Here is a 12,584-nt window from a genome sequence, read left to right as displayed (position 1 = left end):
GCGATTCATTCGCGGTATCTCGGCAATAAATCCCGCTAACAAGTAGCAGGATGACTAGACTTTTTAATTTACTCCCACTCAATAGTTGCAGGTGGTTTAGAAGTGATATCATAAACAACTCTATTTACTCCGGGAACATTATTAACAATTATACTGCCAACATTCTGTAAAAAGTCCCAAAACACTAGCGAATGCTGATCCTTATCCTCAAATGGAAATGCATCAGCCGTCATACCATCGGACGATGTTACAGCCCTTAAAGCACAAACATATCCATACGTACGACCATCTCCCATAACGCCTACAGTTTTTATTGGTAATAATACAGCAAAAGCTTGCCATATCTTATCGTATAGATCGTAATTTTTCATCGTATTAATATATATTTCATCTACTTCTTGCAATATTTGCACCTTTTCTTCATCGACTTCACTTATAATCCTCACTGCAAGTCCGGGTCCTGGAAATGGATGTTGAAATATTATCTCATCTGAAAGCCCAATTTCCTTTCCAAGTAGCCTTACCTCATCTTTAAAGAGGTAACGTAAAGGCTCCACTAGCTTCAGGTTCATCTTTTCTGGTAACCCACCAACATTATGGTGAGACTTAATTGTACTAGTGTTGTCTGAGGCATGCCCTGACTCAACTACATCAGAGTAAATGGTACCTTGCATCAAAAAATCTACATCACCTATTTTTTTTGCTTCTTCTTCAAACACTTCAATGAAAGCGTTACCGATGATTTTTCGCTTTTCTTCTGGATCAGTTATTCCCTTCAACCTACTCAAAAATAAATTTGATTTATCAACGTAGTTTATCGGAATCTCTTTCAACATAGCAATGGTCTGGTTCTTGCGTAACAACCCAGTATCGATAAAAATACAGTTCAATTGTTTTCCTATAGCTTTATGTGTGAGAGCCGCTGCAACACTTGAATCAACTCCACCACTTACTGCAGCGATTACTTTTTTCTCTCCTACTACATTTCTGATTTTTTCCTTCTGCTTTTCAATAAACGACTTCATTGTCCAGTCTCTTTCGCAATTTGCAATATCCAAGAAGTTAGAGAGCAATTTACTGCCATTTGTTGTAGGCTTAACTTCAGGATGGAACTGAGTACAGTAAATCTTCCGCTGTTCGTTGACAATCATTGCAATTGTTTGATTTATCACACCTGATGCGATAACAGTAAATCCCTGTGGTATAGTATCAACACTGTCCGCATGGTTCATTAATACATCCACTTCAGAATTAACATCCCAGGTATCCTTTATAATGGGGGATTCTTTTAGTATCTTGATTTTAGTTCTGCCAAACTCCTGTTTAAAACTCTCTTTTACTTTTGCTCCAAAATAATGACAAATGAGTTGCTGTCCATAGCATATTCCAAGTATAGGAACGTTTGTTGCCTCATTAAGTTTTATAATTTCATGTACTACTCTACTTGTTTCAGAACAATCATCATTTACAGATTGTGGTCCTCCAGAGAGAATAAACCCATTGAATTTTGATATTGTTTCAAAACTGATGTTGCTTGGAAATATCTCACAATAAACGCCCATTTCTCTGACTTGTCTTGCGATAAGCTGTGTAAACTGTGAACCAAAATCAATAATGGCAATTGCTGACAATTTGCTCCTCCATATTATTTTAAGCAATATCTGATAATAAAGAAAATAATGGAGCAAGTAAATCAAGACCTGTTTAAAAGCTTTAACGCGTGGTACAAGTTAGCTATATAGCTAATTTTCCTACACCATACCGCTGCGGCGCTAACACGTAGCGGGATGACGGTTGTCAGGCTAGTGCCTTCTCCTGTCATCCCAGTGCCCTGACTACTTGGATCTAGCAAGCTTTGCTTGCAAATAAGTCTAATACGCGTTGCGTTTTATGCTAAAACACAATTGGAGTTACATGCAAAATAGATCCCAGTGTCAGCTACTCGGATGACAAAAAAAGGAGCACTGGGATGACAGCAGTCCTACGTCATACCGCCGCGGTATCTCTAGATCCCGCTAACAAGTAGCGGGATGACGAGCTTATCGTCACGCCGCCACGAACCGTCATACCGCGATTCATTCGCGGTATCTCATCAGCTAACAAGCAGCAGGATACTTAACCGTCATACCGTCACGGTATCTCTTAGCATAGATCCCGCTAACAAGCAGCGGGATGACGATTGTCGTTTAGCCATAAATATTAAGAAATTTACCAAATAAAAAAAAGGCAAAAGAAGCCCCGTGGTTGGCTAATTACTTACATTATACTTTCAAGTATGGCGTTTTTTTATTCTAAACACTTAATAACCGCGATTTAGTTGCTTTTAAACCGCAACTAATCTAAATTATAAACGTTAAGAAATTTACTAAACAGAAAAAAAGGCAAAAGAAACCCTAGGGTAGCTAGTTATTCACTATCCATTTTTTAAGTTGGCGTTTTTTTATGTTTTAAACGCTTTATAAGCGCGTTTCAGCTTATGTAGGTAGAAGTTTTATAAAGACATAAGGTGCACATAGTGCAAAAAATTAAACATGAGACGCCAGATACGTGAGTTTTTTTGTCATTTAATCTGTACAGAGAAGATAAATAAATAGCTTCAATGTTTATGATAAGGGGGCTGGCGGAGTTTGTCAAGCAAGTTTTTTCGTTTCTATTTCCAAGAAAAGTTCGTTATATGGTTATGCAAGAAGTCTATTTACCCATTTGCTTAACTTTCTCTCTACTTTTTCTGAGTAAGGTCACTATTGGCATGACAAACATTCATCGTAGTCAATATCTGTTTTTTGCTGCAATATTTCACTTTTTTTGAATATGTCATGCGAGACCTTATCGGCTCTCTGCATTGATTGTGATCTGCAGTAATATAAGCTCTTCAATCCTTTTTTCCAGGCAAGCATGTGTATTTTATGCAAGTAACGTTTATGTACGTTAGCAGGTAAGAACAGATTTACTGATTGAGACTGGCAAATACACGAAGTTCTATCACTTGCATGTTCTATAATCCATCTTTGGTCAAGCTCGTACGCTGTTTTAAATGTCAATTTTTCATGCTCACTGAGAAAATCTAAATGCTGAACGGAACCCTCGTTTGTTGAAATTGAAGACCATATTTTATCATTGTCTTGATTTTTTTCTGCTAATAGTTTTTGCAAGAATTTATTTCGCACTACAAATGAACCTGTAAGTGTCTTTTGTATGAATACGTTTGCTGCATATGGTTCTATTCCAGGAGAGGTATTACCTGCAATAATGGAGATCGAAGCAGTAGGAGCAATAGCGAGCTTGTGTGTAAACCTTTCCATTAGATCAACTTCTTTGGCATCAGGACATGCTCCCTTTTCTTCTGCTAATTTTTTAGAAACTATATCTGCTTGCTCGCGTAAATACTTAAATATTTTTTTATTCCATTGTTGTGCTGTTACTGATTCAAAAGGAACCATTTTGCTTTGTAAAAATGAATGAAAGCCCATCACACCAAGACCAATACTGCGTTCTCTTATTGCAGAATATTTTGCTCGCTGCATTTCATTCGGTGCTTTATTTATGAAATCTTCCAATACATTATCAAGAAAGCGCATTATATCTTCTATGAAGAGTTTATTGTCTTTCCATTCTTCGTAGTACTCAAGGTTTACGGATGATAGACAACACACAGCAGTGCGTGATTTATTCAGGTGATCATAACCTGTGGTTAAAGTTATTTCACTGCATAGATTTGACATCTTGATGTCTAAGTTGAGCTTTTTGTAAGATTCTGGCTTATTGTTATTTGTTGCATTAAGGAAAATAATGTAAGGTTCTCCAGTTTCAACTCTTGCTGTTAATATTTTGATCCATATATCCCGCGCTTTTACAGTTGAAATAACCTTATTGTTGTGAGGGCTTATTAAATTCCATTCTTGATCATTCTCAACAGCCTGCATAAATTTATCTGTTACTATTACAGCATGATGTATATTTAACGCTTTGCGATTTGGGTCACCGCCTGTTGGCTTACGTAAATCCAGAAACTCTTCTATCTCCGGATGAGATACAGGAAGATAGACTGCTGAACTTCCTCGCCTTAAGGATCCCTGACTAATTGCAAGCGTTAGAGCATTTTGCACTACAATAAATGGAACAATTCCTGATGTTTTGCCGCTACCCTTTACGCTTTCGCCTATTGAGCGTAAATTTCCCCAATAACTACCTATTCCACCACCACGTGCAGCAAGCCAAACATTTTCATTCCATAGATCAACTATTCCCTGCAAGCTGTCTTCGGTTTCATTAAGAAAGCAAGAGATAGGTAACCCTCTCTTAGTGCCACCATTGCTGAGTATTGGTGTTGAAGGCATGAACCACAAGTTGCTCATGTAGTCATAAAGACGCTGCGCATGTTCTTTATTATCAGAATAGTAATTAGCAATACGTGCAAAGAGGTCTTGATAACTTTCATTTTCTATTAAATACCTGTCTGATAGAACTGCTTTTCCAAAGTCGGTTAATTTGCTGTCCTTTGCGTAATCAATAGTAATGTTATTCATAAAATTCCTTTTATCCTTTTATTATATATAGATACTTAAAAGCCACTTTGAGTAATTTTTAAGTTAGGTTTTTCGGACTTTCTTGTTGATGCTGTAATGCAAACAAGATACCGTCAACCTGACTGCCATATATTTTACAGTAACTCATATAACTTATTTGCATATTTATTTCTTTTGCAACATGTTGAACATAACTTTCTGAGTGACGAAAATAGTCTCCTTTGTTTACAAAGTCAATACCTTCACCTTCCTTTCTTCTTATTAAACATACAATAACTCCTTTTTTGCTCGTAGATCTTTTTGCTAATTCCAATTCTTCTTGAAAGTCATGTAGATAATGTAGCACTTCAGCAAAGATAATTACATCATACTGCTGGTTTTTCTCTTGTTTAAGAAACTCTTTCATTTCCATATGTATTAATTCATTGTAAACAGGCTTACCTTTTATAAAGCATCCTCTTGCGATATTTAGCATTCTACTTGAAATGTCAATTCCTGTTATATGGTTTCCAATACTATTTATTTTCAAGAAATGACCACATATTCCAGTTCCACAACCAAGGTCAAGTATATTGAGCTCAGAAGTGGAGTTGTTGAAGATTTTTGTAATTATCATGTGTACAAGTTCATGCCCTCTATATTGTTTGGCAATCAACCAATGCTCAACAAAATATTCACCTGTGTAATCAAAATATTGTCTTATGAGGTTTTTTGGCAATTCTCTAATAGGCGCTGAGTTTGTCATTTTTTTTATATAGTAAGACGCCTCCTCGTGGTCATTATCTAATTTTAGTGTCCTTGTTAAATAATTATAAGCTTTGTTAGTATTCCCTACCGCAAAATGACACCTTCCGATGTTATACCAGACTATAGATAAATGGGGGTAAAATATGCTAATTAACCAAAATCGTAACTTTGCATCTGATATGCTACCTTTATAAAAGTGATATAAACCGATTTCAATGTTGGTGTTTAACAGGTTCTTAGATTTTTTAAGAAGCACTGTCATTTCTTTATGAAGAGTATTATATTTATTCACAATGAAGTGTTTTACTTTCTTAATATTTAATACGCCAATGAGCTTAGACATACAATTTAAAGCAACGTTTTTTATAAAAGAGAGATTACTTTTCATACGTTAGAAATACTCCGAATGTTTATTATCATTTTTAGGCAATTGATTTTAACACATTTTATCTTACAAAATATCTTTTTTATTAATTTTTACTGTATATATAAGTTTACCACATATTTCTCAGATTATACTGTTTAGGATTGCTAGTATATTGTTGTTGATAATATAAGTAAATGTTTTGTGCAAAAAGGCGTTGACATATTATTTATTAGGTTATAATATATAAAAGATTAATTTAGTTTTTAGATGTTTGACAAGTTTTATGGTAGAGATTAATTTAATCTCAATTCAATTTTAATAATATTTAACTCTGCATATTCTGCATATAGTCGGATAAATAAATTATTAAGAGCACTTGATGGATGCCTTGGCGTTAAGAGGCGATGAAGGACGTGGCAGGCTGCGATAAGCTGTGGGGAATTGTCAACAAATTTTGATCCGCAGATTTCCGAATGGGGAAACCCAACTAGTTTAGCTAGTTATTACGTACTAAGTATGTAAAGCAAACTTGGTGAACTGAAATATCTAAGTAGCCAAAGGAAAAGAAATCAACCGAGATTCTGTTAGTAGTGACGAGCGAAAGCGGAAAAGGCTAGTGATTTAAGAATAAGAATTAGAATACTCTGGAAATAGTAACCATAGAAGGTGATAGTCCTGTATAAGTAGAAAGTTTTTAAATCCTTGAGTAGAGCGGGGCACGTGAAATCCTGTTTGAATATGGGGGGACCATCCTCCAAGCCTAAATACTCCTTAACGACCGATAGTGAACAAGTACCGTGAGGGAAAGGTGAAAAGAACCCCGGGAGGGGAGTGAAATAGAATCTGAAATCAAGTGCTTACAAACAGTTGGAGCTCTATATCAATTTATTGATATTTAGAGTGACAGCGTACCTTTTGCATAATGGGTCAGCGAGTTAATCTATGAAGCAAGCTTAAGCCGTTAGGTGTAGGCGTAGCGAAAGCAAGTTTGAATAGGGCGTTTTAGTTTTATGGATTAGACCCGAAACCAAGTGATCTAGTCATGACCAGATTGAAGGTGTGGTAAAACACACTGGAGGATCGAACCAGTTAATGTTGCAACATTATTGGATGAGTTGTGATTAGGGGTGAAAGGCCAATCAAACTTGGAAATAGCTGGTTCTCCGCGAAATCTATTTAGGTAGAGCGTTGTATGTATGTTGTTGGGGGTAGAGCACTGGATAGACTAGGGGGATTCACCGTCTTACCAAATCTAACTAAACTCCGAATACCAACAATTAATTATACAGCAGGCACACTACGGGTGCTAAGTCCGTGGTGAAGAGGGAAACAACCCAGATCACTATCTAAGGTCCCAAAATTACAGCTAAGTGGGGAAGGAAGTAGAAAAACCATTACAGCTAGGAGGTTGGCTTGGAAGCAGCCATCCTTTAAAGAAAGCGTAACAGCTCACTTGTCTAAATAAGTTTTTCTGCGCCGAAAATGTACCGGGGCTAAAGCTGTATACCGAAGATGTGAGTGCTTATTGATTTCGATCAATAGGCGCGGTAGCGGAGCGTTCCGTAAGTCTGTGAAGGTGGTTTGTGAAAACTGCTGGAGATATCGGAAGTGAGAATGCTGACATAAGTAGCGTAAAAGAGTGTGAAAAACACTCTCACCGAAAATCTAAGGGTTCCTACGTTAAGTTAATCTGCGTAGGGTTAGTCGGTTCCTAAGGCGAGTCCGTAAAGGAGTAGTCGATGGCAATTAGGTTAATATTCCTAAACCTCTTAAGTGTGACGGGTTTCGTATTTGTATAGATCTTATTGGATTGATCTATGCTTAAAAGAAGCTCCAGGAAATAGCACTTATATTTATGAGGCCGTACCGCAAACCGACACTGGTGGATGAGTAGAGTATACTAAGGTGTTGAAAGAATGATGTTGAAGGAACTCGGCAAATTATACCTGTAACTTCGGAAGAAGGGTAACCTGCTTTTAGGCAACTATGAGTAGGTGGCACAAAATAGGGAGTAGCGACTGTTTACTAAAAACACAGGACTCTGCAAACACGTAAGTGGAAGTATAGGGTCTGACGCCTGCCCGGTGCTGGAAGGTTAATAGGAAGGGTGCAAGCTCCGAATTGAAGCCCCAGTAAACGGCGGCCGTAACACTGACGGTCCTAAGGTAGCGAAATTCCTTGTCGGGTAAGTTCCGACCCGCACGAATGGCGTAACGATTTCTCCACTGTCTCCAACATCACTTCAGCGAAATTGAATTCCCCGTGCAGATGCGGGGTACCCGCGGTTAGACGAAGAGACCCCGTGCACCTTTACTATAGCTTTACATTGCTATTAAAAGTGTGATGTGCAGGATAGGTGGGAGACTTTGAAGTTATGGCGCTAGCTATAATGGAGTCAACCTTGAGATACCACCCTTTACACTTTTGATATCTAACTATGTTTCATTATCTGGAACTAGGACATTGTATGGTGGGTAGTTTGACTGGGGCGGTCGCCTCCTAAAAAGTAACGGAGGCGTGCGAAGGTAAGCTAGAGCTGGTCGGAAATCAGCTTGATAGTATAATGGCATAAGCTTGCCTGACTGCGAGGCTGACAAGCCAAGCAGAGACGAAAGTCGGTCATAGTGATCCGGTGATTCTGTATGGAAGGGTCATCGCTCAACGGATAAAAGGTACGCCGGGGATAACAGGCTGATGGTGTTCGAGCGTTCATAGCGACGACACCGTTTGGCACCTCGATGTCGACTCATCACATCCTGGGGCTGAAGAAGGTCCCAAGGGTTCGGCTGTTCGCCGATTAAAGTGATACGTGAGTTGGGTTTAGAACGTCGTGAGACAGTTCGGTTTCTATCTGCCGTGGGTGAAGGAAATTTGAGAAGGTCTGACTCTAGTACGAGAGGACCGAGATGGATATACCTCTGGTGTACCAGCTGTTATGCCAATAGCATCGCTGGGTGGCTATGTATAGATGGGATAATTGCTGAAAGCATATAAGCAAGAAACCCTCTTCAAAAAGATTTCCCAATTAAGGCCGTGGAAGACTACCACGTTGATAGGCTAGGTGTGGAAGCATGGTAACATGTGAAGCTAACTAGTACTAATAGCCTGATTGATTTATTTGCTTTCTATATGTGTGTATGCAGTGTTAAATATTAAGTTAAAATTGTTAAGTTAGAAATTTTTATTGACTTGGTGGCTATAGCAAAAATGAACCACCCGATCTCATCTCGAACTCGGAAGTGAAACTTTTTAGCGCTGATGGTACTTGAAAAGGGAGAGTAGGTCGCCGCCAAGTTTATAAAAATTTCTTTGTTAATTAGACAGTAGGTATACTTATATTTTAACTTTCTTGTTTTGTTACTATTCTTTAAGTTTTTACTTTAACCACGATATCTTTTTTTTCTTATATGTTCTTGGTCATTTTCTACATTATTTAGCATTGTTCCTACTTCCCCTAATTGATTCCCTTTTGAAGGAGAATTACTGATTTCTGGTAATATTACATTACCTCCCACTTTTTTAAATAATTCTTCTTGTTGGCGAAATGCTGACCTCCAATCTGTTCCTGTTCCTTTAGGAAGAAATAAGAATTGATACATCTGACCAAAGCCTGTGTTATTTACCTCTTTTATATGCTCTACCATTCACCACACCCATTAACTATTTTTAAAAATTTTACCTATATTATCATAAAAAATATAGTTGTAAATACCTTAATTGAGATTTTTTTTTATTTTATCTTTTTTAAGCAAATAGTTAGATCTTTTTGTAAGTTTTTATAACTTGCTTGCATAATGTTTCTATGAGTTAGTATTATGTAGTAGTGCCCTATATTACTTATATTTAAAATGCTAATTTTAGCAAGCATTCGTAGTTGCCTTTTTATTTTATTTCTTTTTGCTGCTTTTCCGGTTTTTTTACTGATAGCCAGACCTACTCTAATAGTATGAATGTACTTTTCAGGTTCTCTTTCTTTTATAGCGTACAGTGATATATAAAGCCCACGATAAAAAAGACTGTTGAGTGCTAACTTATTTTTGAAAGCAGAAGAAAAATCTTTTTTTTTATACTTACTATGCGCATAATTTGTTACACCCTAATGAACGGCGCCTATTAAGGATTTTTCTTCCAGCTCTTGTTGCCATACGTGAACGAAATCCGTGTCTGCGCTTTCTTATCAAATTTTTTGGTTGAAATGTTCTCTTCATTGTTTTTATATTAATATAATTATTTATTTTAAATTGTTTTACTTTATTGTCAAATAATGGTGAACTTGTATGACATTTTCGTAGAATAAAATTTGATGCATGGAAGAATGAATTCGGTGATAGTCATACCTGTCTTACTAATCCTTTTATTTTGTTTTAGTAGGTTTCAAGAAGTAAATAAGGTTAAATCTTATCTATATCTTAGTTGTGTATGGATGCTAACTTGGTTGTTAGTATTCTATAATAATTGTTTTGTAACTTTTATTTCTATAGCGTTACTTTTTTTCATGCTTGCTTTTATCTTTAAAAATAAAAGAAATAAAATAATAAAACTTTCGTTATTTGTGGCTTTGGCCATATCATTTTTTATCACTTTATTTATAATGCTGTCTATTTTTATTCAATCCATTAGTTTTTTTAATAAAGTAGCTATTTCAGAATTCTTGTTTTGCTTGAAATGGTGCCACAATGTAGTCACTATCAATGAAGAGAAGATAGGATGTTTTGGTATAGCGCCGCTTTTGGTGGGTACATTACTTATAACTATTATAGCAATGTTAGTTGTCGTTCCGCTTGGTTTATTTTCTGCAATATATATTAGTGAATATGCGAGTGAGAAAGTGCGTTATATTGTTAATACAACTTTGCAAATTTTGTCTGCTATTCCTACGGTTGTATATGGATATTTCGCGGTTGTGTTTTTGTCTTTCTTTATAAAGCAGGTAGCAAATTTTTTTGGTTTAAGTATACACTCAGAAAGTGCCTTAGTTGCCGGTTTATCGATTGGGATAATGATTCTTCCTTTTATTATTTCTTTACTCGAAGATGCCATAAGATCTGTTCCAAAAAGCTTGCGTTATGGCTTCATGGCACTTGGTGCAACTCCAGCGGAAACTATATGGCATATAACAATACCTTATGCAATGCCTACAATTTTAAGTGCAATTTTATTGTCAATTTCAAGAGTGATAGGTGAAACAATGATTGTGCTAATGGCTGTGGGAATCAACGCAAATTTGACTTTTAACCCTCTTAATTCAGTTACTACCATTACCGTGCAGATCGCTACATTACTTACCGGAGATCAGGATTTCAATAGTGTACAAACTCTTGCTGCTTATGCGCTTAGTTTAGTATTGTTTATTATTACTTGGCTATTAAATGCATTTGCATTGTTTGTAATGAAGCGTAACTAGTAAGCGTTTTAATGTTGCAAAATTTCTATTAATAATATAAAATTTATTTTCTTTAGAAGTTCTTTTATGGAATTATAGTGTTAGGTGATAAAAATAAAGAGATGAATATAGGTAGAGCGATTAAGGTAACTCAAGCAGTTGTTGATATAAAATTTGAAGGTGAATTGCCTAAAATATTTAATGCTTTAAAAAGCAAACTAAAATATAAGGATAAGGAGCTGGTTTTAGAAGTTTTGCAGCATATAGGTGACAATATAGTTCGTTGTATTGCTATGGATAGCACAGATGGCATGTCAAGGGGGGATGAATTTGTTGATACAGGTGCACCAATATCGGTGCCAATTGGGCGTTCAACTTTAGGAAGGATTTTTAATGTTGTTGGAGAGCTTATAGATGAGTGTGGTCCACTGAAGGGAAAATATAACTTAGAGCCTATACACAGAGCACCTCCAAGTTTTACTGAACAGAGAATACAGGAAGAAGTTTTAGTTACGGGAATAAAAGTTATAGATCTTCTTGCACCTTATCTTAAAGGAGGAAAAATTGGCTTATTTGGTGGAGCCGGTGTTGGTAAAACAGTCCTAATAATGGAATTAATTAATAATATAGCAAAAGCTCATAAAGGATTTTCTGTGTTTGCCGGGGTAGGGGAGAGAACGCGTGAAGGTAACGATCTTTATCACGAGATGATCACTTCAAATGTAATAAATATAAATGAGCATGAAAAATCTCAAGCTGTTTTGGTTTATGGTCAGATGAATGAGCCTCCTGGAGCAAGGGCTAGAGTTGCTTTAACAGCACTTACTATGGCAGAGTATTTTCGTGACCGTGAAAACCAAGATGTTCTATTTTTTGTGGATAATATCTTTAGATTTACACAAGCTGGTTCTGAAATTTCTGCTTTACTTGGAAGAATACCGTCAGCTGTTGGTTATCAGCCAACCCTTGCAACTGATATGGGTGCAATGCAAGAAAGAATAGCTTCAACAACTTCTGGCTCTATTACTTCTGTGCAAGCTATATATGTTCCTGCGGACGATTTAACTGATCCAGCCCCAGCAACTACGTTCTCTCACCTTGATGCCACCACAGTGTTGTCAAGGCAAATAGCTGAAATGGGAATATACCCTGCTGTTGATCCACTTGATTCAACTTCTCAGTCTTTATCTGCTGAAATCATTGGTGAAGAACATTATAAGGTAGCTTCTGAGGTGAAACGTATATTGCAAACTTATAAATCACTGCAAGATATTATTGCAATACTTGGTATGGATGAGCTATCTGATGAAGATAAAATTATTGTTGATAGGGCTCGTAAGATTCAGAAATTTCTTTCTCAACCTTTTCACGTTGCAGAAATATTTACTGGCATGCCTGGTAAATTTGTTTCACTTTCTGATACTGTTTCCAGTTTTAAAGGGATTGTTGAAGGCAAATATGATCACTTACCAGAGGCCGCTTTTTATATGGTGGGGAATATAGATGAAGCAATAAAAAAGGCTGAATTAATACAAGCTGAAGCTAAGTAAAAGTTAAAGAT

9 protein-coding genes, 2 rRNA genes and 1 pseudogene are annotated in these 12,584 nt (G+C 36.6%); 5 read left to right on the top strand and 7 right to left on the bottom strand.

Annotated elements, in window-relative coordinates; translation table 11 throughout:
• Positions 1-68 precede the first annotated feature (68 nt).
• Both guaA and AAGD70_RS05240 read right to left on the bottom strand, forming a co-directional pair.
• Complete coding sequence (gene guaA, locus AAGD70_RS05245; protein WP_065095135.1) at positions 69-1,631, bottom strand: glutamine-hydrolyzing GMP synthase; 1,563 nt, start codon at positions 1,629-1,631, stop codon at positions 69-71.
• 62 nt (positions 1,632-1,693) lie between these two features.
• On the bottom strand, positions 1,694-1,852 hold the full coding sequence (locus AAGD70_RS05240) for a hypothetical protein (protein WP_156518062.1): 159 nt from the start codon (positions 1,850-1,852) through the stop codon (positions 1,694-1,696).
• A 178-nt stretch (positions 1,853-2,030) separates the two neighbouring features.
• Here AAGD70_RS05240 and AAGD70_RS05235 point away from each other — a divergent pair, with 178 nt between their 5' ends.
• A complete protein-coding gene (locus tag AAGD70_RS05235) occupies positions 2,031-2,219 on the top strand; it encodes a hypothetical protein (RefSeq protein WP_156518061.1) in 189 nt (62 codons plus the stop codon).
• Positions 2,220-2,741: 522 nt separating this feature from the next.
• Here AAGD70_RS05235 and AAGD70_RS05230 read toward each other — a convergent pair.
• On the bottom strand, positions 2,742-4,526 hold the full coding sequence (locus AAGD70_RS05230) for a ribonucleoside-diphosphate reductase subunit alpha (protein WP_065094930.1): 1,785 nt from the start codon (positions 4,524-4,526) through the stop codon (positions 2,742-2,744).
• A gap of 58 nt (positions 4,527-4,584) precedes the next feature.
• The gene (locus AAGD70_RS05225) at positions 4,585-5,661 is read right to left on the bottom strand and encodes a methyltransferase domain-containing protein (RefSeq protein ID WP_065095372.1); all 1,077 of its coding nucleotides are present in this window, start codon (positions 5,659-5,661) and stop codon (positions 4,585-4,587) included.
• Positions 5,662-5,996: 335 nt separating this feature from the next.
• On the opposite strand from AAGD70_RS05225, the gene AAGD70_RS05220 reads away from it, so the two are divergent.
• Positions 5,997-8,762: ribosomal RNA gene (locus AAGD70_RS05220) — 23S ribosomal RNA — on the top strand.
• Positions 8,763-8,828: 66 nt separating this feature from the next.
• A 5S ribosomal RNA gene (rrf, locus tag AAGD70_RS05215) occupies positions 8,829-8,935 on the top strand.
• 85 nt (positions 8,936-9,020) lie between these two features.
• Here the strand turns inward: rrf and AAGD70_RS05210 are convergent.
• The 3 genes and pseudogenes from AAGD70_RS05210 to rpmH all read right to left on the bottom strand — a co-directional run bounded on the left by AAGD70_RS05210 (position 9,021) and on the right by rpmH (position 9,848).
• Complete coding sequence (locus AAGD70_RS05210) at positions 9,021-9,284, bottom strand: hypothetical protein (RefSeq protein WP_065094928.1); 264 nt, start codon at positions 9,282-9,284, stop codon at positions 9,021-9,023.
• An 86-nt stretch (positions 9,285-9,370) separates the two neighbouring features.
• Positions 9,371-9,646: pseudogene (gene rnpA / locus AAGD70_RS05205) on the bottom strand (ribonuclease P protein component); the annotation flags it as partial.
• Between the two features lie 67 nt (positions 9,647-9,713).
• A complete protein-coding gene (rpmH, locus tag AAGD70_RS05200) occupies positions 9,714-9,848 on the bottom strand; it encodes a 50S ribosomal protein L34 (RefSeq protein WP_006279898.1) in 135 nt (44 codons plus the stop codon).
• A gap of 107 nt (positions 9,849-9,955) precedes the next feature.
• On the opposite strand from rpmH, the gene pstC reads away from it, so the two are divergent.
• The gene (gene pstC, locus AAGD70_RS05195) at positions 9,956-11,044 is read left to right on the top strand and encodes a phosphate ABC transporter permease subunit PstC (RefSeq protein WP_065094932.1); all 1,089 of its coding nucleotides are present in this window, start codon (positions 9,956-9,958) and stop codon (positions 11,042-11,044) included.
• A gap of 101 nt (positions 11,045-11,145) precedes the next feature.
• Positions 11,146-12,573: a F0F1 ATP synthase subunit beta gene (atpD, locus tag AAGD70_RS05190; RefSeq protein ID WP_065094931.1), complete on the top strand. Its 1,428-nt coding sequence runs from the start codon at positions 11,146-11,148 to the stop codon at positions 12,571-12,573.
• The last annotated feature ends 11 nt before the right edge of the window (positions 12,574-12,584 follow it).

This window comes from Wolbachia endosymbiont (group A) of Nomada flava (genome assembly GCF_964027055.1).
Classification (GTDB): Bacteria; Pseudomonadota; Alphaproteobacteria; order Rickettsiales; family Anaplasmataceae; genus Wolbachia; species Wolbachia pipientis.
This window is presented reverse-complemented; position numbering and strand designations above follow the sequence as displayed.

Bases quoted from the DNA above. Each gene is read 5' to 3' on its own strand.
- AAGD70_RS05235 (WP_156518061.1), top strand. From the start codon at position 2,031: ATGACGAGCTTATCGTCACGCCGCCACGAACCGTCATACCGCGATTCA.
- AAGD70_RS05230 (WP_065094930.1), bottom strand. From the start codon at position 4,526: ATGAATAACATTACTATTGATTACGCAAAGGACAGCAAATTAACCGAC.
- AAGD70_RS05225 (WP_065095372.1), bottom strand. From the start codon at position 5,661: ATGAAAAGTAATCTCTCTTTTATAAAAAACGTTGCTTTAAATTGTATG.
- AAGD70_RS05210 (WP_065094928.1), bottom strand. From the start codon at position 9,284: ATGGTAGAGCATATAAAAGAGGTAAATAACACAGGCTTTGGTCAGATG.
- rpmH (WP_006279898.1), bottom strand. From the start codon at position 9,848: ATGAAGAGAACATTTCAACCAAAAAATTTGATAAGAAAGCGCAGACAC.
- pstC (WP_065094932.1), top strand. From the start codon at position 9,956: ATGAATTCGGTGATAGTCATACCTGTCTTACTAATCCTTTTATTTTGT.
- atpD (WP_065094931.1), top strand. From the start codon at position 11,146: ATGAATATAGGTAGAGCGATTAAGGTAACTCAAGCAGTTGTTGATATA.